The organism is Pseudomonas sp. MF09156, from assembly GCF_059862305.1.
Window position 1 is genome coordinate 71,778 of record NZ_JCBCUR010000016.1, and the last position, 24,424, is coordinate 96,201.

At 61.0% G+C, this 24,424-nt stretch carries 22 protein-coding genes; 8 read left to right on the top strand and 14 right to left on the bottom strand.

Going from position 1 to position 24,424, the window contains the following annotated elements; all coding sequences use genetic code 11:
- Positions 1-119: 119 nt before the first annotated feature.
- The 5 genes from AC19YY_RS25090 to aceK form a co-directional block, all read right to left on the bottom strand.
- Complete coding sequence (locus tag AC19YY_RS25090; RefSeq protein WP_172313372.1) at positions 120-353, bottom strand: anti-sigma factor family protein; 234 nt, start codon at positions 351-353, stop codon at positions 120-122.
- Complete coding sequence (locus AC19YY_RS25095; protein WP_169955593.1) at positions 347-961, bottom strand: RNA polymerase sigma factor; 615 nt, start codon at positions 959-961, stop codon at positions 347-349. The genes AC19YY_RS25090 and AC19YY_RS25095 overlap by 7 nt, the downstream gene beginning before the upstream one ends.
- Before the next feature lie 43 nt (positions 962-1,004).
- On the bottom strand, positions 1,005-2,126 hold the full coding sequence (locus AC19YY_RS25100) for a beta-ketoacyl-ACP synthase III (protein WP_492634258.1): 1,122 nt from the start codon (positions 2,124-2,126) through the stop codon (positions 1,005-1,007).
- Between the two features lie 226 nt (positions 2,127-2,352).
- A complete protein-coding gene (gene hrpA, locus AC19YY_RS25105; protein WP_500605045.1) occupies positions 2,353-6,264 on the bottom strand; it encodes an ATP-dependent RNA helicase HrpA in 3,912 nt (1,303 codons plus the stop codon).
- Positions 6,265-6,452: 188 nt separating this feature from the next.
- Positions 6,453-8,186, bottom strand: a complete 1,734-nt coding sequence (gene aceK, locus AC19YY_RS25110; RefSeq protein ID WP_169955625.1) for a bifunctional isocitrate dehydrogenase kinase/phosphatase — start codon at positions 8,184-8,186, stop codon at positions 6,453-6,455.
- A 417-nt stretch (positions 8,187-8,603) separates the two neighbouring features.
- Here aceK and AC19YY_RS25115 point away from each other — a divergent pair, with 417 nt between their 5' ends.
- Positions 8,604-10,214 (top strand): methyl-accepting chemotaxis protein, encoded by a 1,611-nt coding sequence (locus AC19YY_RS25115; RefSeq protein ID WP_500605059.1) that lies wholly within the window; start codon positions 8,604-8,606, stop codon positions 10,212-10,214.
- Positions 10,215-10,285: 71 nt separating this feature from the next.
- Positions 10,286-11,182, top strand: coding sequence for a DMT family transporter (locus AC19YY_RS25120; RefSeq protein WP_500605046.1), 897 nt, complete (start codon positions 10,286-10,288; stop codon positions 11,180-11,182).
- 31 nt (positions 11,183-11,213) lie between these two features.
- Here the strand turns inward: AC19YY_RS25120 and AC19YY_RS25125 are convergent, their stop codons facing one another.
- A complete protein-coding gene (locus AC19YY_RS25125) occupies positions 11,214-12,074 on the bottom strand; it encodes a DMT family transporter (RefSeq protein ID WP_169955577.1) in 861 nt (286 codons plus the stop codon).
- 445 nt (positions 12,075-12,519) lie between these two features.
- On the opposite strand from AC19YY_RS25125, the gene AC19YY_RS25130 reads away from it, so the two are divergent.
- Both AC19YY_RS25130 and AC19YY_RS25135 read left to right on the top strand, forming a co-directional pair.
- Entirely contained in the window at positions 12,520-13,068 is a 549-nt protein-coding gene (locus AC19YY_RS25130; RefSeq protein WP_500605047.1) for a hypothetical protein, read from the top strand.
- Between the two features lie 42 nt (positions 13,069-13,110).
- Positions 13,111-13,275, top strand: a complete 165-nt coding sequence (locus AC19YY_RS25135) for a hypothetical protein (protein ID WP_170043256.1) — start codon at positions 13,111-13,113, stop codon at positions 13,273-13,275.
- Positions 13,276-13,320: 45 nt separating this feature from the next.
- Here the strand turns inward: AC19YY_RS25135 and AC19YY_RS25140 are convergent, their stop codons facing one another.
- Both AC19YY_RS25140 and cysK read right to left on the bottom strand, forming a co-directional pair.
- On the bottom strand, positions 13,321-14,259 hold the full coding sequence (locus AC19YY_RS25140) for an aspartyl/asparaginyl beta-hydroxylase domain-containing protein (RefSeq protein WP_169955575.1): 939 nt from the start codon (positions 14,257-14,259) through the stop codon (positions 13,321-13,323).
- Positions 14,260-14,465: 206 nt separating this feature from the next.
- Positions 14,466-15,440 (bottom strand): cysteine synthase A, encoded by a 975-nt coding sequence (cysK, locus tag AC19YY_RS25145; RefSeq protein ID WP_169955574.1) that lies wholly within the window; start codon positions 15,438-15,440, stop codon positions 14,466-14,468.
- A gap of 125 nt (positions 15,441-15,565) precedes the next feature.
- Here cysK and AC19YY_RS25150 point away from each other — a divergent pair, with 125 nt between their 5' ends.
- The 3 genes from AC19YY_RS25150 to AC19YY_RS25160 all read left to right on the top strand — a co-directional run bounded on the left by AC19YY_RS25150 (position 15,566) and on the right by AC19YY_RS25160 (position 18,795).
- Entirely contained in the window at positions 15,566-16,642 is a 1,077-nt protein-coding gene (locus AC19YY_RS25150; RefSeq protein WP_170043254.1) for a DUF748 domain-containing protein, read from the top strand.
- Positions 16,643-16,759: 117 nt separating this feature from the next.
- The gene (locus AC19YY_RS25155) at positions 16,760-17,605 is read left to right on the top strand and encodes an AAA family ATPase (RefSeq protein WP_029292347.1); all 846 of its coding nucleotides are present in this window, start codon (positions 16,760-16,762) and stop codon (positions 17,603-17,605) included.
- A gap of 11 nt (positions 17,606-17,616) precedes the next feature.
- Complete coding sequence (locus AC19YY_RS25160; RefSeq protein ID WP_057441266.1) at positions 17,617-18,795, top strand: vWA domain-containing protein; 1,179 nt, start codon at positions 17,617-17,619, stop codon at positions 18,793-18,795.
- A gap of 116 nt (positions 18,796-18,911) precedes the next feature.
- Here the strand turns inward: AC19YY_RS25160 and AC19YY_RS25165 are convergent, their stop codons facing one another.
- Genes AC19YY_RS25165 through AC19YY_RS25175 form a run of 3 tightly spaced genes read right to left on the bottom strand, consistent with a single transcriptional unit; the run spans position 18,912 to position 21,267 of the window.
- Complete coding sequence (locus AC19YY_RS25165) at positions 18,912-19,826, bottom strand: 5-oxoprolinase subunit C family protein (protein ID WP_172313384.1); 915 nt, start codon at positions 19,824-19,826, stop codon at positions 18,912-18,914.
- Positions 19,823-20,527, bottom strand: coding sequence for a 5-oxoprolinase subunit B family protein (locus AC19YY_RS25170; RefSeq protein ID WP_500605048.1), 705 nt, complete (start codon positions 20,525-20,527; stop codon positions 19,823-19,825). The genes AC19YY_RS25165 and AC19YY_RS25170 overlap by 4 nt, the downstream gene beginning before the upstream one ends.
- Positions 20,524-21,267: a 5-oxoprolinase subunit PxpA gene (locus tag AC19YY_RS25175; RefSeq protein WP_492634252.1), complete on the bottom strand. Its 744-nt coding sequence runs from the start codon at positions 21,265-21,267 to the stop codon at positions 20,524-20,526. The genes AC19YY_RS25170 and AC19YY_RS25175 overlap by 4 nt, the downstream gene beginning before the upstream one ends.
- Before the next feature lie 178 nt (positions 21,268-21,445).
- Between AC19YY_RS25175 and AC19YY_RS25180 the strand changes: the two genes are divergently transcribed.
- Positions 21,446-22,384 (top strand): LysR family transcriptional regulator, encoded by a 939-nt coding sequence (locus tag AC19YY_RS25180; protein WP_170043252.1) that lies wholly within the window; start codon positions 21,446-21,448, stop codon positions 22,382-22,384.
- 124 nt (positions 22,385-22,508) lie between these two features.
- Here the strand turns inward: AC19YY_RS25180 and AC19YY_RS25185 are convergent, their stop codons facing one another.
- The 3 genes from AC19YY_RS25185 to AC19YY_RS25195 are packed head-to-tail and all read right to left on the bottom strand — an operon-like array spanning position 22,509 to position 24,334.
- Positions 22,509-23,051 (bottom strand): DUF2937 family protein, encoded by a 543-nt coding sequence (locus AC19YY_RS25185; protein ID WP_500605049.1) that lies wholly within the window; start codon positions 23,049-23,051, stop codon positions 22,509-22,511.
- A gap of 11 nt (positions 23,052-23,062) precedes the next feature.
- Positions 23,063-23,839, bottom strand: a complete 777-nt coding sequence (locus AC19YY_RS25190; protein ID WP_029292340.1) for a class II glutamine amidotransferase — start codon at positions 23,837-23,839, stop codon at positions 23,063-23,065.
- 30 nt (positions 23,840-23,869) lie between these two features.
- Positions 23,870-24,334, bottom strand: coding sequence for an MFS transporter (locus AC19YY_RS25195; protein WP_225923868.1), 465 nt, complete (start codon positions 24,332-24,334; stop codon positions 23,870-23,872).
- Between the last annotated feature and the right edge of the window lie 90 nt (positions 24,335-24,424).

Genomic DNA, 24,424 nt, shown 5'->3' on the forward strand with positions numbered 1-24,424 from the left:
AAAAAAAGGTGAAAAAAAATGACAAACCTGCAAGGTTTTTCAGCGCATAGCTTTTCGCCGACACAAAAAAGCCCGCGACGGGGACGTCGCAGGCCTTGGCAACCGCAGACAGCGTTGGGTCAGGAGTTGCGCTTGAGCTCCGAGGCCAGGCGCTCGGCCAACCCTTGCGCATCGGCCACTTCGGGTTCGGGCAGGATGCGCAACGTGGCTTGCATCAGGCGCATCTGGCGAATGAAGCGCCGGCAATTGGCGCAGAACATCAGGTGATGGCGCATACGCAGGCGATCACCAAAGGTCAGTTGCCCATCGAGAAAATCGCTGGAACGCGCCACTTGTTCTTTGCAGGTCAACATTCGCCGGTCTCCTCGAAATGCTCCACCGTAGCGAAGACTTTAAGCCGCGCCCGGTGCAGCAGCACTCGCACATTGGAGAGCGAGATCTCCAGAAGATTACAAATCTCTTCCAGTTCCAGCCCCTGGCGCTCGCGCAGCAGCAGCACACTGCTTTGCAGCTCGGACAGACTTAGCAACGTGTGCTCCAGACATTCACGCAGCTCGTTTTCGGTGAGCAGCGCCTCGGGGGTGTCCTGGTGCCAGGCAAATGGCGCGATCAGCCAATGCTCATCGCCGGCGGCAAAACGCTCATCGCCGATGGTGCCGTGGGGCGACGGCAGGTCGTCCAGCAGCACTTCCCGTCGATTCTGCTTGTAGCGCCCCTTGGCCGAGTTGGCGGTGATGGTCAGCAGCCAGGTCTTGAGGCTGGAACGCCCTTCAAACCGGGCGAGGCTGCGCACCACCGAAAGCCATGCGTCCTGGACCACTTCGTCGGCATGGCGCTGGCCTACGATGGCGTAGGCCACCGCACGCATCGCGCTCTGGTAGGTGGTGACCAATTCCTTGTAGGCCCGCTGCTCGCCCTTGAGCAGGCGTTCAAGCAGGTGCGCGTCGTCGGCTGCTGCCATTCAAAACCTCATTGTGCAAGACGTGGCCGCAATCGCCTGGTTCCTAGCGCTTGCGCAGGATCACGCTGCCAATCGAATACCCGGCGCCAAACGAGCTGAGTACCGCCAGCGCGCCCTTGGGCAGGTCGTCCTGATAGGTGTGGAACGCGATCACCGAACCCGCCGAACTGGTGTTGGCGTAGGTATCGAGGATCACCGGTGCTTCTTCGATCTCGGCTTCACGGCCCAGCAGCTTCTTGACGATCAGGTGGTTCATGCTCAGGTTGGCCTGGTGCAACCAGAAACGCTTCACATCGGTGACGCTCAACTGGTTTTCCGAAAGGTGCTGGCCGATCAACTCGGCAACCATCGGGCAGACATCACGGAAGACTTTGCGGCCTTCCTGCACGAAAAGTTTATCTGGCGCACCAACGCCCTCTTCCGCCGCGCGGTTGAGAAAGCCAAAGTTGTTGCGGATGTTATTGGAGAACTTGGTCAGCAACTTGGTGCTGACAACGTCGAACTGGTGTTCGGAAGTGGCCAGGTCGGCACGCTCCAGAATCACCGCGGTCGCCGCATCGCCGAAGATGAAGTGGCTGTCACGGTCGCGGAAGTTCAGGTGGCCGGTGCAGATCTCCGGGTTGACCATCAGGATCGCCCGGGCCTGGCCCAGCTGAATGCTGTTGCAAGCGTTCTGGATACCGAAAGTCGCCGAAGAACACGCCACGTTCATGTCAAAACCAAAACCCTGGATGCCCAGGGCTTCCTGGACTTCGATGGCAATGGCCGGATAGGCGCGTTGCAGGTTGGAGCAGGCGACGATCACCCCATCGATATCGGCGGCAGTCTTGCCGGCACGCTGCAGGGCTTGCTCGGCGGCGCCCACGGCCATCTGGCAGAGAATCGACCACTCGTCGTTGGAGCGCTCGGGCAAACGCGGGGTCATGCGCTGGGGGTCAAGAATGCCTGCCTTGTCCATGACAAAGCGGCTCTTGATACCTGAGGCCTTTTCGATAAAGGCGGCGCTGGATTCGGTCAACGCCTGAACGTCGCCCTGCTCGATGGCCACGGCGTTGTCGGCATTGAACTGTTGAACGTAAGCATTGAAAGACTGCACCAGCTCTTCGTTGGAGATGCTGTTGGCCGGGGTGTACAGGCCTGTGCCGCTGATGACGACGTTATGCACGGTCGTTCCTCTAAATCTGTTCAGGCAGAAGGGATTGGTACCTTCGTACCAAACCGTAAATCGCTCTAGTCCGCCGCGCGGACATCAAACGGGGAAACGCTTTGTCCCGGCGCGTCGAGGCTGATACAGCCAATCTAGACGATCCTGGCATTTATAGCGGCGAAGTTTGCCATAAACCGGGGGGTTTGGCGCCTGTCGCGCGCGCACCCGCCCCCGGTACGCCAGGTCAAGGCTCGACCTGGCTCCACTGTTTGCTCAAGCGCTTGTCGGAAATCGGCGCCTTGGTGCCCAACTGCTGGGCAAACAACGACACCCGGTATTCCTCCAGCCACCAGCGGTAAAGCTCCAGTTGCGGGTCGCGCTTGCCTTCCTGGGTGTGCTTGTTCAGGCGCGTCTGGTACTGGCTCCACAGGCCGCTCAACTCACCGCTCCAGACCCGGTCCTTCTGCACCTGGCTGGGCAGTTTTTCCAGGCGTAGCTCGATGGCCTTGAGATAGCGCGGCAGTTCCTTGAACCACTGCGCCGGGGTTTCGCGCACAAACCCTGGATACACCAGGTTGCTCAGTTGCTGCTTGATATCGTTGAGTGCCACGGCCTGGGCCAGGTCGATCTTGCCTTTGAAGCGCTTTTGCAGACCATGCCACAGTTTCAGCACTTCCAGGGTCAGGCGCGCGAGGCGTTCGGCATGTTCGGTCCAACTGCCGCGCTTGCGCTCGGCCAGGGCGGCCAGGCCCGCGCCATCCCTGGGCAGGCTGGCCTCGCCTTCCAGCACGCAGCTGTCGAGGCTGGCCAGCAGAATGTCCTCCACCAGGGCCTCGATACGTCCCAACTCGCGGTACATCAGCCCCAGCTCTGTCAGGCCCGGCAATTTGCCGCGCAGGAATTTTGCCGGTTCGGCCAATTGCTGCATCAACAGGCGCTGCAAGGCGCGGCGATGCTGGAACTCGGCTTCGGCAGCCGTAGAGAAACGTCCTTCCTTGACCGTGCCGTTTTCTTCTACCAGCGCCGGATACACCGTCATCGACAGGCCAGCAATCTTCTGCTGGGTAGTCTCGGCAACCGCAGCGAAGACCTTGGCCTCCACCGGCTGCTGGCTTTTGGCAGTCTGCGGCACTGCCAGGGCAGCCTGGCTGGCTTCGACAAACCGCGCAGTCAACGCTGCCAGGTCGCGGCCTTCGCCGAGGAACTTACCCTGGGCATCGACCACTTCCAGGTTCATCTTCAGGTGGTTTTCCACCTGCTGCGCCGCTTCGCTCCAGGCTTCATCGCTGACCCGTACACCGGTCATGCGCAACAGTTCGCGCCCCAGCGCCTGGGGCAGCGAGCCCTGGGCAAATTCGATACGTTGCAGCGCGGCCTTGACGAAGTCCGGCACCGGCACGAAGTTCTTGCGCAGGGCCTTGGGCAGGTTGCGCACCAGGGCAATGCACTTGGCTTCGATCAGCCCGGGCACCAGCCATTCCAGACGCTCGGCGGGCAAGGCCGGCAACAGCGGCGCCGGCACGCGCAAGGTCACGCCGTCGCGCGGGTGGTTGGGTTCAAAGTGGTAACTCAAGGCCAGGGCCAGGTCGCCCAGGTGCAAGGTGTCGGGGTAATGGGCGGCGGTGACCTCGCTGGCCTCGCGGGCCAGCACGTCTTCTTCGCGCATGATCAGCAGTTGCGGGTCTTTCTGGCTGGTGATCTTGTACCAACTGTCGAAGGTCGCCGTCTGATGAATCTCCGCCGGCAGGCGCGCGTCGTAGAAGGCGTAAAGGGTTTCCTCGTCGGCCAGGATATCGCGGCGCCGGGCCTTGGCTTCCAGCTCGTCCAATTGCTCCAGCAACTGCTGGTTTGCGGCCAGGCACTTGGCCCGGGATTGGATCTCGCCACGCACCAGGCCTTCGCGGATAAACAGCTCGCGGGACACCACCGGGTCCACCGGCCCGTAATGCACGGGCCTACGCCCCACCACAATCAAACCGAACAACGTGATCTGCTCAAAGGCCACGACCTGGCCGCGCTTCTTCTCCCAACGGGGTTCGAAGTGGTTTTTCTTGATCAGGTGCCCGGCCAACGGTTCGATCCAATCGGCATCGATCTTGGCCACCATGCGCGCATACAGCTTGGTGGTTTCCACCAGTTCGGCGGTCATCAACCATTGCGGACGCTTCTTGCCGATCCCCGAGGAGGGATGAATCCAGAAGCGCCGCTGACGGGCCCCCAGGTAATCGCCGTCTTCGGTTTTCTGGCCGATCTGGCTCAACAGGCCGGACAGCACCGCCTTGTGCAGTTTCGGGAAGTCCGCCGGTTCCTTGTTGACCGTCAACTGCATATCGCGGCAGATCAGGCTCAACTGGCGATGGGAATCGCGCCACTCGCGCAGGCGCAGGTAGTTGAGGAAGTTCTTGCGACACCAGTTGCGCAGCGGGCTGGCGGTCAGTTCCTGGCGCTGCTCTTCAAAGCCGCGCCACAAATTGACCAGCCCGGCGAAGTCCGAATCGGGATCCTTCCATTGCGCGTGGGCCTGGTCGGCCGCTTGCTGGCGCTCCGGCGGGCGCTCGCGCGGGTCCTGGATCGACATGGCGCTGGCGACGATCAGCACTTCCTGCAAACTGCCAAGCTTGGCCGCTTCCAGCAACATGCGACCCATGCGCGGGTCCACCGGCAGGCGCGCCAGTTGCCGGCCCAGGGGTGTCAGTTGGCTATTGCGGTCTACTGCCGAGAGTTCCTGCAGCAGGTTGAAACCATCGCTGATGGCCTTGCCATCCGGCGGCTCGATAAACGGGAAGTCGGTGATTTCGCCCAGGCGCAGGTGCAGCATCTGCAGGATCACGGCCGCAAGGTTGGTACGCAGGATCTCCGGGTCGGTAAATTCCGGGCGCCCGATAAAATCTTCTTCGCTGAACAGGCGCACGCAAATGCCCGGTTCGACCCGGCCGCAACGGCCTTTACGCTGGTTGGCGCTGGCCTGGGAAATCGCCTCGATCGGCAGGCGCTGGACCTTGGCGCGGTAGCTGTAGCGGCTGATGCGTGCGGTGCCGCTGTCGATCACGTAGCGGATGCCAGGCACGGTCAGCGAGGTTTCCGCAACGTTGGTCGCCAGCACCACGCGCCGCCCCGGATGGGACTGAAAAATGCGCTGCTGTTCGGCCGGTGACAGGCGCGCGTACAACGGCAGGATTTCGGTGTGCTTGAGCTGGGCCTTGCGCAGCATATCGGCGGCATCGCGGATCTCGCGCTCACCGGGCAGGAACACCAGCACATCACCAGGGCTCTTGCGCTCGCTGCGCTCAAAGGCGGCGATTTCATCGAGGGTGGCGAGGATCGCCTGGTCCACGGTCAAGTCGTCTTCGACGCGGTTGCCCTCTTCGTCCTGTTCCAGGGTCAGCGGGCGGTACCAGGTTTCCACCGGGAACGTACGCCCCGAGACCTCGACAATCGGCGCATCGTCGAAGTGCTTGGAAAAGCGCTCCAGGTCGATGGTGGCCGAGGTGATGATGACTTTGAGGTCGGGACGGCGCGGCAGCAGGGTCTTCAGGTAGCCGAGCAGGAAATCGATGTTCAGGCTGCGCTCGTGGGCTTCGTCGACGATGATCGTGTCGTAGCGTTCGAGGTAGCGATCGTTCTGGGTCTCGGCGAGCAGGATGCCGTCGGTCATCAACTTGATCAGGGTGTTGGAATCGCTCTGGTCCTCGAACCGCACCTGATAACCCACCAGCGCCCCCAGCGGCGTGGCCAACTCGTCCGCGACCCGGCTCGCCACACTGCGCGCGGCGATACGCCGGGGCTGGGTATGACCGATCAAGCCGTACTGGCCGCGACCGATTTCCAGGCAGATCTTCGGCAACTGCGTAGTTTTACCCGAGCCGGTCTCGCCCGCGATGATCAGCACCTGGTGCTTTTGCAGCGCGGCCTTGATCTCGTCGCGCTTGGCGGCGATGGGCAGGCTGTCGTCATAGCGAACCTGCGGCACGCTGGCCGCGCGCGCCGTGACCTGGGCACACGATGCCTGCATGCGCGCCACCCACTGCGCCAGCTTCTCCTCATCGGGTTTCTTGCGCAGCTCAAGCAACTGCCGACGCAAGCGGTGGCGGTCGGCGAGCATGGCGTGATCGAGGTTTTTCAGGAGTTGGTCGATAGCGGGCGCTTGGTCAGTCATCAGGTACTTTGAAGGTCGTCTATTTATGCACGGCCGGCAATTGTGGCAGAAAAGCGCACACAACGTTAAAGGCCGCGTAAATCACCTGAAGGGGCTGGCCCGGTCGGCATCGCTGTTGGCTGGCCCACCGCTATCGCAGCCTCGCCGGGGCTCGACAGCTCCCACAGGGTCTGGCGGTATTGATGCCCTTATTCGTTATCCAGGCCCTTGCGCCGATACGGGAACACATCAATCACCTTCCCCGCCCGAATCGCCTCTTGCAGGCCTTTCCAGTAGTCGGCGTTGTACAACTCGCCGTGCAGTTCATCGAACAGGCGCCGCTGCCCGGCGTCGGCAAACAGGAACGGCGGGAATTCCTCGGGGAACACGTCCAGCGGGCCGATGGAATACCAGGGCTCGGAGGCCATTTCGTCTTCCGGGGTGCGCGGTGCCGGGATGTGGCGAAAGTTGGCTTCGGTAAGAAAGCAGATCTCGTCATAGTCGTAGAACACCACGCGACCATGACGGGTGACGCCAAAGTTTTTCAGCAGCATGTCGCCGGGAAAGATATTCGCCGCCGCCAGTTGCTTGATGGCCAGGCCGTAGTCTTCGAGGGCTTCGCGTACCTGGGCCTCGTTGGCGTTTTCCAGGTAGAGGTTGAGCGGGGTCATGCGGCGTTCGGTCCAGCAGTGGCGAATCAGTACCGTGTCGCCTTCGACTTCGACCGTGCCGGCAGCCACTTCCAGCAGTTCGGCCAGGCATTGCGGCTCGAATTTGCTCAAGGGAAAACGGAAATCGGCGAACTCCTGGGTATCGGCCATGCGCCCGACCCGGTCGACACTCTTCACCAGGCGGTACTTCTCGATCACCGTGGCACGGTTGACGTTTTTCGACGGCGAAAAACGGTCCTTGATGATTTTGAACACCGTGTTGAAGCCCGGCAGGGTAAACACGCTCATGACCATCCCACGCACGCCCGGGGCCATGATGAACTGATCGTCAGTGCTGGCCAGGTGGTTGATCAGCGCCCGGTAGAACTCCGACTTGCCGTGTTTGTAGAAGCCGATGGAGGTGTACAGCTCGGCGATGTGCTTGCCCGGCAGGATGCGCTTGAGAAAGCCGATGAACTCTGCCGGCACCGGCACATCCACCATGAAATAGGAGCGGGTGAACGAGAAGATGATCGACACATCGGCTTCATCGGTGATCAGCGCGTCGATGCGGATGCCCTGCCCTTCGCGGTGCAGCAGCGGGATGACCAGCGGCCATTGTTCATCGCGGGTGTAGAGGCGGCCCACCAGGTACGCGCCCTTGTTGCGGTAAAGCACCGAGGAAAACAGCTCGACGTTGAGGTCCGGGTCCTTGCATACCCAGTCCGGCAGGTTCTCGCGCAGTTGTGCTTCGAGACGCTGCAGGTCGCCGGCCAGGTCGGCGTAGGGTTCGCTGAAGCGGTAGTCGCTGAAAATTTGCTCGAGCATCCCGGCCAACTGGCCCTGGGGCTTGTAGGTGCGGGTTTGCGCGGCACGGGCGCGGCGCAGGCTCGGGCGGGTGGTGTGGATGAACATGCAGCCGTCGCTGATCAGGTCGTGGCTGAACAGCCCGCAAAAGATCGAGTTGTACCAGGTCTCGGACAGTTCATCGTCAAACCGCAGGTCGATCAGGCTGATATAGGCGCTCTTGACCAGGGGCCAGGACTGGATATCCAGCAGCGCGCCCGCATCGAAAGTGGCCCGCAGGCGCGTGGTGACTTCGCCGACCTTCTCTTCATAGAGGTTGATCCGCGCCGCCGAGGCGGCTTGCGCCTCTTGCCACTGGGCCTTTTCAAAACGCTCGCGGGCGCCGTCGGTGATCTGGCGAAAGTGCTCGCGGTAATCGTCGAAGCCATCGAGGATCATCTTGGCGATGGACTGCGCGGTGTCGATGGCAGGCGTTTGCTGCGGCATGTCGTAGACCTCTGCGGGCATTCGGAAGACCTGAGATTAGCCAGAGTCCTCATGCAGGAGAAGTACATTTTTTACCGGGCGCTGGCTCCTCACGGGGGGCGCCTCAAACAATTGTTTACGATTTTTTAGTTCGACCACAGGGTCAATAAAACACCCATAAAGTCACCTCGCGCTGATTAATCGATTCATCTGAAGGCCACAAAACACGGGCGCTGGCACCACGAACAGGAAGAACCCCAGGCCGGGTGGGGTTTGGCGACCTTATACGGACATGGATCCAACGTAAGGGAAACCCCGATTACCTCAATGATGGCACTTTGCTATATAGCCCAGCGTTTTCCCTGATAACAAGGTCCTAAGACCGGCTCGGGAACCGATTTAAATCGCCCAAGGAGCATTGATATGTCATTGAGGAACATGGGAATCGGCCTGCGTGCCAGTCTGAGTTTTGCGGTATTGGCCGGCCTGCTGGTACTGGTCGGGTTGTTTGGCCTGGGGCAGATGGCCAAGCTGCGCGAAAGCGCCGCCATCATTGAAACGGCCTGGATGCCGAGTATCGAGAACATCCACAACAGCGCCGCCAACGTCGCGGCTATCCGCCTGGAGGCGTTGCGCTTGCTGACCACCGATGAATCGGCGGTGCGCGAGCGCAGCAAAGAGGTGATCACCAAGGAGCGCGGCTATTTGCAGGAACGCCTGGACAATCACCAGGCCCTGCTGAGCAATGACCAGGAGCGCCAGCTACTGGAGCAGCTCAAGGCCACCGCGTCGGCCTATATGACCATCGTCGACCAATTGATCCAACTGGTGGACCAGGATAACCAGATGCAGGCCCTGACCCTGCTCACCGATACGTTGACGCCCCAGGGCGTGATCCTCAACCGGAGCCTGGGCGCCTTGATCGACTTCAACCAGCAAGGCGCCCAGGATGCGGCGCAATCGGCGGCGCAGATGTACCAGAGCGCACAGTGGATCGTCGGCCTCATCATCGCGGTCGCCCTGATCGCGACGTTGCTGCTGGCCTGGCTGTTGACCCGCAGTATCACCACGCCCCTGGCGCAGGCATTGCACGCGGCACGCACGATTGCCGCCGGCGACCTGAGCCAGCCGATCCACGTGCACGGCAAGGACGAACCGGCACAGTTGCTGGGCGCCCTGGCCACCATGCAGGAACAGTTGCAGGCGACTATTCGCGGCATCAGCGAGTCCGCCCAGCAACTGGCCTCGGCAGCCGAAGAGATGAGTTCGGTGATGGAGCAAAGCACTCGCGGCCTGCAAGCACAGAACGATGAAATCGAACAGGCCGCCACCGCCGTCACACAGATGAGCGCAGCGGTGGATGAAGTGGCGGGGAATGCGGTCTCCAGCGCCGAGGCATCCCAGGCGTCCGATGAGGACAGCAAGCACGGCCATTTCCAGATCAGCGAAACCATCAGCTCGATCCAGAGCCTGGTCAACGAGGTGCTCGACGCCTCGGGCAAGGCCGAGGGCCTGGCGCTACAGGCGCAAGACATCAGCAAGGTGCTGGAAGTGATACGCGGGATTGCCGGGCAGACCAACCTGCTGGCGCTCAATGCGGCCATTGAAGCCGCCCGCGCCGGCGAGGCCGGGCGGGGGTTTGCGGTGGTGGCCGACGAGGTTCGCTCGCTGGCGCAGCGGACCCAGGATTCCACCGAGGAAATCGAGCAGATGATCACCGGTATCCAGCAAGGCACCCAGGCCACGGTCGGCGCCCTCACCAGCAGCGCCGAGCACGCCAGCCAGACCCTGCAACGGGCCAACAGCGCCGGCAATGCCCTGGAAAAAATCACCGCCGCCATCTCGCAGATCAGCCAACGCAACCTGGTGATCGCCAGTGCCGCCGAGCAACAGGCATCGGTGGCCCGGGAGGTGGATCGCAGCCTGGTGAATATCCGCGACCTGTCGACGCAAACCGCCGCCGGTGCGACCCAGACCTCGGCCGCCAGCCAGGAGCTGTCGCGCCTGGCGGTGGACCTCAACGGCCTGGTGACGCGCTTTATTGTGTAGTTGATACGTAAAAGATTGTGTCAGGCAGGCCCCTGGGCAACACTCTCGCCCTTGTTGAAAAGGAGCTGTCCGTGAGACCTGTCGACACCCTCTACCTGCTGCTACTGGCCGCCATCTGGGGCGCGAGCTTTCTGTTCATGCGGATTATCGCGCCGCAGATCGGCACCTTGCCTACGGCGTTTTTCCGCGTTTCGATTGCCGCCGCCGGCCTGCTGGTGATCCTCGCGATGCTACGGGTGCGCTGGGATTTCCAGGGCAAGTTCAAGATCGTGTTGTTGCTGGGGGTAATCAACTCGGGGATTCCCGCGACCATGTATTCGGTGGCGGCCCAGGTCTTGCCAGCGGGTTACTCGGCGATTTTCAACGCCACCACGCCGTTGATGGGGGTGTTGATTGGCGGGCTGTTTTTCCATGAGCGGCTGACACCCTCGAAAATTGCCGGGGTGTGCCTGGGCCTGTTCGGCGTGGGCATCCTCACGCGCGCCGGGCCGGTGGCGTTTGACCTGGAATTGCTGATGGGCGCCCTCGCCTGCCTGCTGGCAACAACCTGCTACGGCTTCGCCGGTTTCCTGGCACGCCGTTGGCTGGATCAACAGGGTGGCCTGGACAGCCGACTTTCGGCACTGGGCAGCATGCTCGGCGCCACATTGTTTCTATTGCCGTGGTTTGGCTGGAGCGCCATCAGCCACCCGCCCGCCAGTTGGGGCGACTGGAATGTGTGGCTGTCCCTACTGGGCCTGGGGCTGCTATGCACGGCATTCGCCTACATCCTGTACTTCCGTTTGCTGACCTCCATCGGGCCGGTGAAGTCGATGACCGTCACCTTCATGATTCCGCCATTCGGCGTGTTGTGGGGCGCATTGCTGCTGGACGAGCCGTTGTCCATGGCCCATCTGTATGGCGGGTTGTTGATCGCGGGGGCGCTGTGGCTGGTGCTACGGCGAGGGAAATTGATCAAAGCTGTGTAGGAGCCGGCTTTTCGGCTCCTACACAGGGATATCAAGCTTTACGGAAGACGAATACCAACCCGATGATGATCAACCCCATCCCCAGCACGCTCAGCACTGCCAGCCGATTACCGAAGATCAAGTAGTCCATCACCGCAGTGACTGCCGGCACCAGGTAGAACAGGCTGGTGACATTCACCAGGTTGCCCCGGGCAATCAGGCGGTACAGCAGCAGCGTCGCCAACAGTGACACCACCAGCCCCATCCACAGCACCGGCAGGTAAAAGCCACTGTTGTGCTCGAAAGCAAAGGGCTGGAACGGCACGAACACCGCGCACAACAACAAACCCGCCAGGTACTGCACCGGCAAGGTACCCAATGGGTTATCGGTGATGCGCTTTTGCATGATCGAGCCCAGGGTCATGCTCGCCAGCGCCAGCAAACCAAACAGCATGCCGGCCAGGGACATGCCAGCCAGACCGATGCCCTGGTACACCACCATGATCAGGCCCGCCAACCCCAACGCCAGGCCGAACACCCGGCGCCATGAACGCTGGCGCTCCATCAGCACCACGGTGAGGATCGGTTGCACGCCCATGATGGTCGCCATCACGCCGGGGGTGACCTTCAGGTCCAGGGCCAGCAGATAAAAAATCTGATAGGCCCCCAGCAACACCAGCCCGGTGGCCGCCGCATACCACAGCGGTTTGCCCGGGCGCGGCAACCTCAGTTTGAGAATCGGCACCAGCAGCACCAAGCCCGCCAGGGCAATGGCAAAGCGGATCAACAGGAAGGCAAAGGGGGACGCATGGGCCAGGCCCAGCTTGGAGAAAATCGCCCCGCTGCTCCACAGCAGCACAAACAGGCTCGTCGAGGCCGCCGCGGCCACGGATTGTTTCGAAAGAACAGACATGATGAACACCTGTAGTCAGGCAAAAAGCCAACTCAGCCAAGGCTGAAATTCAGTAGGTTCGGTACAGGCAGGCAACGGGGAACAGCGGTCTGCTGATCAGCCCGAAATGCCAACGCCCGGCGGTGATACGAGTGCGTACACCGGGGTGCTACTGACAGGTGGGGGGTAATGACTGATCTGCACAGGCTGCTGATTCCCGCACGGCACGACCGCAGCGTTGACCGCTGAATCGACTACCGCTATGCGTGGGGAAGCAGGCATGGGCTGATCTTTTATGAAGGGATGAAAAAATGCGGTGAAGCATCAGGTCCGACTATAACCAGCCGCTGACACGCTTTGCAATGGCTTTGCCAAAAGGCCAGTAAGGACATGTTGAAAAACCACCTCTAGCCTTGGGAAAACCCAACGCCCTCCGCTTCAGGAGGCTTTCGACTCATGACCGCCAATGCCAAAAAAACGCGCCCCCTTGCGATACCAGCTCTACCGATCAAAAGCCATACGCCTTGTGAATGCATCGACTCAACAGTGGTACAAAAACCTGAAACACACCGCCGCCCAAGGCACAGAGATCGACTTAACCCATGTCCGTTTTGAATTGATCGACAGCCATGCATTGGCTGCCTATCAGGACTGGGCAGCAGACTCTCACTTCTCATGGGACGAGGTTGCGACGTGGAAAGGCCGTGAACCGATGGCGTTCGATTTGTCCCTCTGGTACGAAGAGGAACTCTGTGGGCTGTGCTTTGCCAATCCCAATCAAAGCCGATTGCGGATCAAGGTCATCCGCCTGGAGGGAAGACCTGGAAAATCCCACCCGTTGAAAAGCCGCATAGCTTCACTGACGATGATTGCCATCGACCATTACGCGAGAATCATTGGCAGCCAATGGATAGAGATTCAGGAGCCCGCACCCGGTGCTATTGCCCTCTATCAAAACCTGGGCTTTGACTTCGATTCACGGGGCAGGCTTGTGATAGCGGTAGAGAACGAATAGCATCGAAAAAATGTTCAATTAATGATCAATTGTGGAGGCTGCATGGGAGAACTTATTAAAAAACCCGGCGCCCGAAAAGCGTCGTCCAAGGCCCGCCAGGAACTTAAAAGCACTGTACTGACTGCCAATCAGCGCCGCTTTCTAAACGCGGCCATGGCCGGCAACGTTGAAGAACCAAGCCTTTTGGCGGGTCACCCGGAAAAATAAAAGTCATAAAAAAACCGCTCATACGAGCGGTTTTTTTTGAACCCATCAGCCAAATAACCAATACACCAACGCCACAACCACCACCGCCGCCAGCACCGGCCGCATGATGCGATAGGCTTTGGGGTGCTTGCGCTTCCACTGCTTGACCACCCCACTGAAGCGATCGCTGAAGCTCTTGCTCCAGGCATAGGCCTGGTTGATCCCGCCCACGCGCTCGTCATCCAGGTTCTGCGGCGCGGTTGCGCGGCCCAATTGGGCACTGACCCAGCGATTGACGCGAGTCATCAACCGGTTGCTCAGTGGCCGCTCGATGTCACAGAACAAAATCACCCGGGTCTTCTCGGTTTCGTTCTTCACCCAGTGCACGTAGGTTTCGTCGAACATCACGTCTTCGCCATCGCGCCAGGCGTAGACCTGGCCATCGACGAAAATGCGGCAGTCGTCGGAGTTGGGCGTCGACAACCCCAAGTGATACCGCAGGGAGCCGGCAAACGGGTCGCGATGGGGGTTGAGGTGGCTACCGCCCGGCAACAGCGCGAACATGGCGCCCTTGACGTTGGGAATGCTGCTGACCAGGGCCACGGTCTTGGGGCACAGCAACTCGGCCGATGGCAGCGGTTTGTCGTACCACTTGAGGTAGAAGCGCTTCCAGCCCTTCTTGAAGAACGAGCCAAACCCGGCATCGTTGTTCTTCTCGGCAGCGCGGATATAGCCTTCGTCGAACAGGTGCATGGCCTCCTCGCGGATCACCTCCCAGTTGTCCTTGAGCACATCCAGTTCCGGGAACTTGCTGCGATCCAGGTAGGGCTTGGACGGTACAGCCGAGAAGATGTACATCAACGCGTTGTACGGGGCGAACAGCGCCGAATGGTTGACGAACTGGCGCAGCACCGGCAAACGCGCCTTGCCGCGCAAATGCACGTAGAGCGTACTGCCGATAAACAGCAACAGCACCGACAGCTTGGCGGCCAAAGAAAAGGTCATGCAGCAACTCCTGGAAATAGCCTCCCGGCAGCGGGAAACCAGACATAGCAGCCGGCCATGATAAACACTCCGGGCCGGAGGAAAAACCCGCGTCATCCAACAATCCGTTTTAAGGGGCGCGCGGCGAGCAATCAATTATGCATAAGGGGCATAAAACCGGGCTGATATGGATCAACCCGATTTCCCTGGAACGGCACCTACCAGGGTCAGGCCTGGTTTTCCTGGTCGGTGAACAGATCGCTGAACAACATGCTCGACAAGTAACGCTCGCCGGAGTCCGGCAGGATCACCACGATAGTCTTGCCCTGCATTTCCGGTTTCTCGGCCAGGCGCACCGCAACGGCCATCGCCGCGCCACAGGAGATCCCGCACAGGATGCCCTCTTCCTGCATCAAGCGCAGGGCCATGGCCTTGGATTCCTCGTCACTGGCCAACTCCACCCGGTCGACCATCGACAGGTCGAGGTTCTTCGGTACAAAACCGGCACCAATGCCCTGGATCTTATGGGGGCTGGGCTTGATTTCTTCACCGGCCAGCGCCTGGGTAATCACCGGCGAGCTGATGGGCTCCACCGCCACCGAGAGGATCGGCTTGCCCGCCGTGTTCTTGATATAGCGCGACACGCCTGTGATCGTCCCACCCGTGCCGACGCCCGCCACCAGTACATCCACCGCGCCATCGGTGTCGTTCCAGATTTCCGGGCCAGTGGTTTTCTCATGGATAGCCGGGTTGGCCGGGTTGTCGAACTGCGCCGGCATGAAATAGGTCGCCGGGTCGCTGGCGAGGATTTCGCCGGCTTTCTCGATCGCGCCTTTCATGCCCTTGGCCGGCTCGGTCAGCACCAGTTCGGCGCCCAGGGCCTTGAGCACCTTGCGCCGCTCGATACTCATGGACGCAGGCATGGTCAGCAACAATTTGTAGCCACGGGCGGCGGCGACAAAGGCCAGGCCAATCCCCGTGTTGCCCGAGGTCGGTTCGACGATGGTCATGCCTGGCTTGAGTTTGCCGCTGCTTTCCGCATCCCAGATCATGCTCGCGCCAATCCGGCACTTCACCGAATACCCAGGGTTACGCCCTTCGATCTTGGCCAGGATGGTCACGCCACGGGGCGCGATACGGTTGATCTGAACCAAGGGCGTGTTACCGATGGAGTGCGCGTTGTCTGCAAAAATGCGGCTCATGGCGGGGTCCTTTAGGCAGTTTTCATGAAGGCAACAAGGGTATGCCTCGTACTCCAAGGCGTCCAGTCGAGGAACGTTGCCGCTGCCGGCGTAGTCAACCGCCTATACACAGGGAGGAAAAACCTATGAAGCGTCGCTACAGTTGGCCGATATGGACGGTCGCCGGGCTGGTGGTCGTGCTGGTGGCACTGGACATCGCACTGCCCTACCTGGTGCGCAACTACCTCAATGAAAAACTCGCCGACATGGGCGACTACCGTGGCCAAGTGACGGACGTAGACCTGGCCCTGTGGCGCGGCGCGTACCGGATCAATGGCCTGCAGATCGTCAAGGTCGACGGCAAGGTGCCCGTACCGTTCGTCAAGGCGCCGGTCATTGATCTGTCAGTGAGCTGGCATTCCTTGTGGTATGACCATGCGGTGGTGGCCCAAGTGCAATTCGTCAAGCCAGAGCTCAACTTCGTCGACGGTGGCGCCAACAAACAGGCATCCCAGACCGGTCGTGGCACCGACTGGCGGGCGCAACTGGGCAAACTGCTGCCCATCACCCTCAACGAAGTGCGCATCGACGACGGCAAGATTGCCTTCCATAACTTCAACTCCAAACCGCCGGTTAACATCGGGGCCACCCAGGTCAACGCCAGTTTCTACAACCTGACCAATGTGGTGGACGTCGAAGGCAAGCGCGATGCGCGCTTTGACGGCAAGGCCCTGTTGCTGGGGCATGCGCCGCTGGAAGCCAGCGCGACTTTCGACCCGCTGAGCAACTTTGAAGACTTCGAGTTCCGCTTTCGCGCCCGCGACATCCAGCTCAAGCGCATGAACGACTTCGCTTCGGCCTACGGCAAGTTCGACTTCAATGCCGGCACCGGCGACGTGGTAATCGAGGCCCAGGCCGAGAAAGCCCAACTGACCGGCTATATCAAGCCACTGTTGCGGGATGTGGAAGTCTTCGACTGGCAACAGGATGTGGAGAACAAGGACAAGGGGATTTTCCGCTCGATCTGGGAGGCCGTGGTCGGCGCCAGCGAAACCGTGCTGAAGAACCAGAGCAAAAACCAGTTCGCCACCCGGGTCGAGCTCAGTGGCAGCGTTCACCAGCAAGATATCAGCGCGTTCCAGGCGTTTTTGCAGATTTTGCGCAATGGCTTCGTCCAGGCGTTCAACGCCCGCTACGAACAACCCAAACCCAGCGCCGATTGAACCTGGCGTGACTGGTCATTCAGAGACTGAATAACCCGTCTGCGTTCACAGTCACCGGGGCTGCGCGCTATAGTCGCAGGCATGCTGACTACCGGCGTCATGTTCGAGGATTGAGAAATGAAGTTCGAAGGCACCCAGGCCTACGTTGCCACCGATGACCTGAAATTGGCCGTCAACGCTGCCATCACGCTGGAGCGCCCGCTGCTGGTCAAGGGCGAACCGGGTACCGGCAAGACCATGCTCGCCGAACAACTGGCCGAATCGTTCGGCGCGCGGTTGATTACCTGGCACATCAAGTCCACCACCAAGGCGCACCAGGGCCTGTATGAATACGATGCGGTCAGCCGCCTGCGCGACTCGCAGTTGGGCGTGGACAAGGTCCATGACGTGCGCAACTACCTGAAAAAAGGCAAGTTGTGGGAGGCTTTCGAGTCCGAAGAGCGGGTGATCCTGCTGATCGACGAGATCGACAAGGCCGATATCGAGTTCCCCAACGACCTGCTGCAAGAACTCGACAAGATGGAGTTCTACGTCTACGAAATCGACGAGACCATCAAGGCCAAGAAACGCCCGATCATCATCATTACCTCCAACAACGAGAAAGAGCTGCCGGACGCGTTCCTGCGTCGCTGCTTCTTCCACTACATCGCCTTCCCCGACCGCACCACCCTGCAAAAAATCGTCGACGTGCACTACCCCGACATCAAGAAAGACCTGGTCAGCGAAGCGCTGGACGTGTTCTTCGACGTGCGCAAGGTGCCGGGCCTGAAGAAAAAGCCCTCCACCTCCGAACTGGTGGACTGGCTCAAGCTGCTGATGGCCGACAATATTGGCGAGGCGGTGCTGCGCGAGCGTGATCCGACCAAGGCCATCCCGCCACTGGCCGGCGCCCTGGTGAAAAACGAGCAGGATGTGCAACTGCTTGAGCGCCTGGCGTTCATGAGCCGTCGCGGCACTCGATAAGGGCTTTTGCCATGCTGCTCAACCTGTTCAATGAAATGCGTGCAGCCAAGGTGCCGGTCTCGGTGCGTGAGCTGTTGGACCTGATCAACGCCCTGAAACAACGGGTGACCTTCGCCGACATGGACGAGTTCTACTACTTGTCCCGGGCGATCCTGGTGAAGGACGAACGCCATTTCGACAAGTTCGACCGGGCCTTTGGGGCCTACTTCAACGGCCTGGAAAAACTCGACGATCACCTGCAGGCGCTGATCCCCGAAGACTGGCTGCGCAAGGAGTTCGAGCGTTCGCTGAGCGATGAAGAGCGCGCGCAGATCCAATCCCTGGGCGGCCTGGACAAGCTGATCGAAGAGTTCAAGAAACGCCTGGAAGAACAAAAGGAACGCCACGCCGGCGGCAACAAGTGGATCGGTACTGGCGGCACCAGCCCGTTCGGTTCCGGCGGTTTCAACCCCGAGGGCATTCGCGTGGGCGATGCCGGCAAGCGCCAGGGCAAGGCGGTCAAGGTCTGGGACCAGCGCGAGTACAAAAACCTCGATGACTCGGTGGAGCTGGGCACACGCAATATCAAGGTGGCCCTGCGCCGCCTGCGCAAATTTGCGCGCCAGGGGGCGGCCGAGGAGCTGGATATCGACGGCACTATCGACCACACCGCCCGCGACGCCGGCCTGCTGAATATTCAGATGCGTCCGGAGCGGCGCAATACGGTCAAGCTGCTGTTGCTGTTCGACATCGGCGGCTCGATGGATGCCCACGTCAAGACTTGTGAAGAGCTGTTCTCGGCCTGCAAGACCGAGTTCAAGCACCTGGAGTACTTCTACTTCCACAACTTTATTTATGAGTCGGTGTGGAAGAACAACATGCGCCGCACTTCCGAGCGCACCTCGACCCAGGACCTGCTGCACAAGTACGGCGCCGACTATAAGGTGATCTTTATCGGCGACGCGGCCATGGCACCTTACGAAATCACCCAGGCCGGTGGCAGCGTGGAGCACTGGAACGAGGAGCCGGGGTATGTGTGGATGCAGCGGTTCATGGAGAAGTACAAGAAGCTGATCTGGATTAACCCTTACCCGAAAGACACCTGGGGCTATACCTCGTCGACCAACATCGTGCGGGATTTGATTGAGGACCAGATGTATCCGTTGACCTTGCGCGGGCTTGAAGAAGGGATGCGTTTTCTCTCCAAATAGGCGGTGAATTCACCGCCGCTATCGCAGGCAAGCCAGCTCCCACAGTTGAATTGCATTCACAAATCAAAAGATGTGAACGCCGCTCAACTGTGGGAGCTGGCTTGCCTGCGATGCCTTTAGCGATTCGTAAATCGCTGCAAATAGCTCAGATGCTCGCGATGCGCCGTCTCCTGCATCACCGGCGCCAGCCTCACCTTCTCCCCCGGCAGGCACTGCGCCAGGCGCGCCAACGCCAATGGCGTCAACGCCCCCAACCGCGGATAGCCGCCAATGGTCTGGCGATCATTGAGCAATACAATCGGCTGCCCATCCGGCGGTACCTGGATCGCACCCAAGGGGATGCCTTCGGAGATCAGCGACGGCCCCTGATACGCCAACGGCGTGCCCAGCAAGCGCATGCCCATGCGGTCGGCGCGGCTGTCCACGGCCCATTCGGTATTGAAGGCATCGAACAGGCTCTGGCCGCTGAACTGGCCGATCTGCGCGCCGAGGATCACGTCCAGGGGCGCGGTAGCTTGCAACCGCTCAACCGGCAACTCCCGCAACTGACTGCCGGTGCCGGAATACCCCAGGGCCGCACCTTCGGCCAGGGCCCGGCCAAAACCGTCCAGCCCGCCCAGGGCTTCGCGCCCGACGCTGGCACAACTGCCCAGCACCTTGGGCGCGTCAAACCCGCCCGGCGCCGCCAGGTAAGCCCGCGCACCACGGTGTGGCTGGGTGAAACGCAGACGCTGGCCTTTTTGCAGAATGAAACTGCGGCCAGGGCTGATGGCGCGTTCGTCGATATACGCCCCCAGGTCCGCACCGGCCAGGGCCAGCACGCACAGCGCCTCGGCCTGCACGGTAAAACCGCCCAGGGTGATTTCCACCACCGGCGCATCCAGCGGGTTGCCCAACAGCCAGTTGGCCCAGGACATCGACACCCAATCCAGCGCGCCGCCCTGGGTCACGCCCAGGTGCCGCACACCAAAACGCCCGGCATCCTGCAACAGGCACAGCGCGGTGCTGGCCTCGATCAACAAGCGGCTCATACCTGGGCCTCCAGGGGCGTGTCATCGCCACCCAGCTTGATAAATTCAGCGCGGCCAATAGCTTCGAAACGCACGCTGTCGCCTGGCTGCATCAGGCTGTAGCCGTCGCGCTCGCGGTCGAACAGTTTGGCCGGGGTGCGGCCGATCAGGTTCCAGCCACCAGGAGATTCCACCGGATAGGCTGCGGTCTGGCGCTCGGCAATGCCGACGCTGCCCGGCGCCACCCGTTTGCGCGGGGTGCCCAGGCGCGGCGCGGCAAGCTGTTCTTCCACCAGGCCCATAAACGCAAACCCAGGAGCAAACCCGAGGGCGAAGACCTGATAGTGATGCTGGCTGTGGCGGCGAATCACCTCGTTGACCGCAAGCCCGCTACGCTGGGCGAGCAAGGTCAGCTCAGGGCCGACGCTCAGGTCGTACCACACCGGCAATACATGACACTGCCCACTGCCCTGGGCCTGCGGCTGCAAGTCCGTCAGGGCGTGATCGATCAGTTCCCGGGCCTGTGCCGGGCTCAGTGCCAGCAGGTCGTAATGCACCATCAGCGTCGTGTAGGAAGGCACCAGGTCCACCAGCGCCGCGCCAAACCCCTCGCGCAGCCGGCGCGTGGCAGCAAGCATCCAGGGCATGTTGTCTTCGGCGATCACGTCAAACAGGCGCACCATCAGGCAGTCAATGGCGACTACTTCAATCCGTGGCTTCATGGTGGCGTCAACGCCTGGCGAATGCGCTGCACCGCCGCTACCGAGCTGGCGTTATCGCCATGCACGCAGAGGGTGTTGGCTTGCAGCAACAGCGGGCTGCCATCGCTGGCGACCAGGTTTTGGCCACGGGCAATGGTCAAGGCCTGCTCAAGGATGACCTGCGCATCGTGATGCACCGCGCCCGGTAACTGGCGCGAGACCAGGTGCCCGGCGTTGTCGTAGGCGCGGTCGGCGAAGGCTTCGAACCACAGGGTCACGCCATATTCATCCCCCAGGGCCTGGGCGGCGCTGTTGTCACGGGTGGCCATCAGCATCAACGGCAGGCTGGCGTCGTACGCCGCCACGGCCTGGATCACTGCGCGCAGTTGCGCAGGCTTGGCCATCATGTCGTTGTACATCGCGCCATGGGGTTTGACGTAGCTGACCCGGCCACCCTGGGCCCGGCAGATACCGTCGAGGGCACCGATCTGGTAATGCAACAGGTCCTGGAGTTCCTGGGGCGCATAGGCCATGGAGCGGCGGCCGAAGCCTGCCAGGTCCTGATATGCCGGGTGCGCACCTATCTGCACGCCATGCTGCAACGCCAGGGCGACGGTCTTGCGCATGATGCTCGGGTCGCCGGCGTGGAAACCGCAGGCGATATTGGCGCAATCAATGAATGGCATGACCTCGGCATCCAGACCCATGGTCCAGGCGCCAAAACTTTCGCCGATGTCGCAGTTCAGTAGCAGGCGGCTCACACTGAAGACTCCTGTAGGCTTTATTTTTTTGTAGTGTGGGATCTTTTACCAAGATCCCGCAACGATGTTGTCCTGAGCCCCGACGACGCTTATCGTGAGACAGCCCGATTTTTGGCGCGCAGCCCCTGCTGCGTCCAACTAATAAAAACCGATCCATGCATAAGAAAAAGTTGATCCCATGAATTTGAAGTTCCTCGAAACCTTCGTCTGGGTGGCCCGGCTCAAGAGCTTCCGGCTGACCGCAGAGAAACTGTTCACCACCCAGGCCTCGATCTCCAGCCGCATTGCAGTGCTGGAAAGCGAGCTGGGGGTGAAGCTGTTTTTGCGAGACTCGCGTGGCGTAAGCCTGACCCCGGACGGGATGAAGGTGCTCGATTATGCCGAACAGATGATGGTCACCATGCAGGGGCTCAAGCAATCGCTGGAAACCACCAGCAGCAAGGTCGGACGCATCCGCATCGGCGCAATGGACACGGTGATCCACACCTGGCTCAGCCCGTTGGTGACCGAGCTGATGGACCACTTCCCCCTGGTTGAGATCGAATTGGTCGCCGATACCGCGCTGAATCTCTGCGATCAGTTGCAAAAAGGCTTCCTCGACGTGATCCTGCAAACCGACCTGATGCGTCAGGAATCGGTGCGCAGCCTGGAACTGGCCAGCCACCCCATGGGCTGGATAGTCGCCAGCCACTCGATCTACAACCGCGACTACGCCTCCCTCGCCGAACTGGCCCAGGAACGGATTATTACCTACTCGAAAAACTCCCATCCCCACCAGGACGTGTTGAGCCTGATGCAGGCCCATGGCGTGGCGGCGCCGCGCATGAACTGCGTGAACTCGGTGTCGGCCATCACCCGCCTGCTACGCGACGGCTTCGGTATCGGCGCGTTGCCGCCGGTGCTGGTCAGCGAAGAATTGGCGCGGGGCGAGTTGCTCGTGCTGCCGATGGCGCAGCGCTTGCCGAACCTGCAGGTGGTGGTGTCGTGGCGGGTGGGGGTGGAGTTGGTGGAAGAGATTGTGGCGTTGTGCCAGAGCGTAGTGGCGCGGTATGCCGAGGAAGTGGGTGAGGAGCGCATGGTGCTCAACCAACCAAACCCGCTGAGGACACCCGATTAAACCTGTGGGAGCTGGCTTGCCTGCGATGCAAGCACCTCGCTACATCAGCTGCACCGGGGTGACGCCATCGCAGGCAAGACAGCTCCCACACAAACCCGCTGCAACCTTGGGATTTGTGGCGTAGTTACAGGCCCTTGAGGTCCCGCTCTTCAATCGGCCGGCTCTGGCGCAAGCGCTTGCCGCCCAGCACCACCCAGTCGATCAGGCGGAACAGGCACTCCAGGCCGAACGACAGCAGCATCGCCCCACCCAGGCCCCAGCCAATGGCTTCGGGGGTCAGGAGGATCTGGTAGCTGTAGCCATTCCAGGTTTCCCGGCGGATATCCGGGTCGGCGGCCACCGCCACCTGCAAGGCGCGGATGTACCACGGCCCCTGCATGGCCTGAAATTGCTTGTCCAACGCCACCTGGCGATCGAGCAAAGTGCCGAGGCTGTTGGCATCGCTGCGGAACACCGGGTCATCGCTGGCACGATAATGCGCCACCAATGCTTGCAAATCGCCATTGAAGAACTGCTGGGCCGTGCTTTCAAAACCGCGCAAACCGGTCTGGGCTTCGATCAGGTGGGCCTCGACCCGCTTGGCGTAGTCGTTGATAAACCCCGGGACTTGCACCCCGACCAACAAACCGATGGCAAACAACACCAGGCGCAGATAGCTGAGCAACATAATCGACGTCCTTATGCGGTTGTGCCCTGGCGCACGCATTCGCCGCGCCGCCACAGGCTCCACTGGCCCGGTTCGTAGCGGGTCCAGGTCTCGTTTTCGGTCAAGGGTTCGGTGGCAATCACCGTCACGACATCGTTTGGCGTGGTTTCAGCCTGAAAATCGACGATCACGTCGACATCTTTCAACCGTGCAGGGCCAAACGGCGCACGGCGGGTGATCTGCGCCAGCTTGGTCGAGCAGTAGCAGAACAACCAATCACCATCACTGAGCAGGCAGTTGAACACGCCCTTGCTGCGGTATTCGGCGCAGGCCGCGATCAGGTCCGGCAGCACTTGCTCGATATCCACCGGTTCTGGAAACGCCTCGCGGATGCGGTTGAGCAGGTCGCAGAACGCCGCTTCGCTGTCGGTATCGCCCACCGGGCGGTAGAACGTGGCCTGGGGCGTGAAGTCGGCGAGTTGGCCGTTATGGGCGAAACACCAGTTGCGCCCCCACAGTTCGCGCACGAACGGATGGGTGTTGGACAGGCTCACCTTGCCGACGTTGGCTTGGCGGATATGACCAATCACCACTTCACTTTTGATCGGATAACGCTGCACCAGCAGGGCCACTTCCGATTCGCTGCTGGCCGCCGGGTCCTGGAACAGCCGCAGGCCACGGCCCTCATAGAAGGCAATGCCCCAGCCATCGCGGTGTGGCCCGGTGCGCCCACCGCGCTGCATCAGCCCGGTGAAGCTGAACACGATATCGGTCGGTACGTTGGCACTCATGCCCAATAATTCACACATGCCAGGACTCTCGATGCAGGGCTTACAACGTTAAAGACGCGGCTCGACCCGCATACCACTGACCGGGGCCGGCGCACGGCCATAGGGTTCGTCGTCCTCAGGCTCGGCCGCGACCGCTGCTGCAGCGGCGGCCTTCTGCTCACGCCGGGCCTTGGCGGCACGCTCGATGGGCCAGCGAATCAGCACAAAGACCAGGTACAGGCCAAAGGCGATCATGGCGTACATCAGCAAATCGGACACCGCCCGCCAGGCGTTATTGCCCACTTTGAGCAACAGATCCAGGGCGGTGATGGCCACGGCCGGAGCGAATTGCTCCTTGACCGGGTCGACAATGGTCGGGCTCAACAGCAGCACCGCCATCAGCAACCGCAGCGGTTCGCGCAGCCAGCGCCAGATCCAGCGGGTCAGGCGAAACCACACCAGCAGGCAGCCCAAAGCGGCGAAGGCGTAGAGGCCCCAAGCGGTCAGATAGTCGTTCTCGGTCATGGTGTCCATGGCAAGGTAGGCAAACAGGCCCGTATGATAACGGCTTTTGAGTGCCACGGCTGCAATGCCGTCGGCCCGCCACCAGACAGAGAGTGATCC

Excerpts from the sequence above, each read along its gene's own strand:
- AC19YY_RS25090 (WP_172313372.1), bottom strand. The coding sequence starts at position 353 with ATGTTGACCTGCAAAGAACAAGTGGCGCGTTCCAGCGATTTTCTCGAT.
- AC19YY_RS25095 (WP_169955593.1), bottom strand. The coding sequence starts at position 961 with ATGGCAGCAGCCGACGACGCGCACCTGCTTGAACGCCTGCTCAAGGGC.
- hrpA (WP_500605045.1), bottom strand. The coding sequence starts at position 6,264 with ATGACTGACCAAGCGCCCGCTATCGACCAACTCCTGAAAAACCTCGAT.
- aceK (WP_169955625.1), bottom strand. The coding sequence starts at position 8,186 with ATGCCGCAGCAAACGCCTGCCATCGACACCGCGCAGTCCATCGCCAAG.
- AC19YY_RS25115 (WP_500605059.1), top strand. The coding sequence starts at position 8,604 with ATGGGAATCGGCCTGCGTGCCAGTCTGAGTTTTGCGGTATTGGCCGGC.
- AC19YY_RS25125 (WP_169955577.1), bottom strand. The coding sequence starts at position 12,074 with ATGTCTGTTCTTTCGAAACAATCCGTGGCCGCGGCGGCCTCGACGAGC.
- AC19YY_RS25130 (WP_500605047.1), top strand. The coding sequence starts at position 12,520 with ATGCCAAAAAAACGCGCCCCCTTGCGATACCAGCTCTACCGATCAAAA.
- AC19YY_RS25135 (WP_170043256.1), top strand. The coding sequence starts at position 13,111 with ATGGGAGAACTTATTAAAAAACCCGGCGCCCGAAAAGCGTCGTCCAAG.
- AC19YY_RS25140 (WP_169955575.1), bottom strand. The coding sequence starts at position 14,259 with ATGACCTTTTCTTTGGCCGCCAAGCTGTCGGTGCTGTTGCTGTTTATC.
- cysK (WP_169955574.1), bottom strand. The coding sequence starts at position 15,440 with ATGAGCCGCATTTTTGCAGACAACGCGCACTCCATCGGTAACACGCCC.
- AC19YY_RS25150 (WP_170043254.1), top strand. The coding sequence starts at position 15,566 with ATGAAGCGTCGCTACAGTTGGCCGATATGGACGGTCGCCGGGCTGGTG.
- AC19YY_RS25155 (WP_029292347.1), top strand. The coding sequence starts at position 16,760 with ATGAAGTTCGAAGGCACCCAGGCCTACGTTGCCACCGATGACCTGAAA.
- AC19YY_RS25160 (WP_057441266.1), top strand. The coding sequence starts at position 17,617 with ATGCTGCTCAACCTGTTCAATGAAATGCGTGCAGCCAAGGTGCCGGTC.
- AC19YY_RS25165 (WP_172313384.1), bottom strand. The coding sequence starts at position 19,826 with ATGAGCCGCTTGTTGATCGAGGCCAGCACCGCGCTGTGCCTGTTGCAG.
- AC19YY_RS25170 (WP_500605048.1), bottom strand. The coding sequence starts at position 20,527 with ATGAAGCCACGGATTGAAGTAGTCGCCATTGACTGCCTGATGGTGCGC.
- AC19YY_RS25180 (WP_170043252.1), top strand. The coding sequence starts at position 21,446 with ATGAATTTGAAGTTCCTCGAAACCTTCGTCTGGGTGGCCCGGCTCAAG.
- AC19YY_RS25185 (WP_500605049.1), bottom strand. The coding sequence starts at position 23,051 with ATGTTGCTCAGCTATCTGCGCCTGGTGTTGTTTGCCATCGGTTTGTTG.
- AC19YY_RS25190 (WP_029292340.1), bottom strand. The coding sequence starts at position 23,839 with ATGTGTGAATTATTGGGCATGAGTGCCAACGTACCGACCGATATCGTG.
- AC19YY_RS25195 (WP_225923868.1), bottom strand. The coding sequence starts at position 24,334 with ATGGACACCATGACCGAGAACGACTATCTGACCGCTTGGGGCCTCTAC.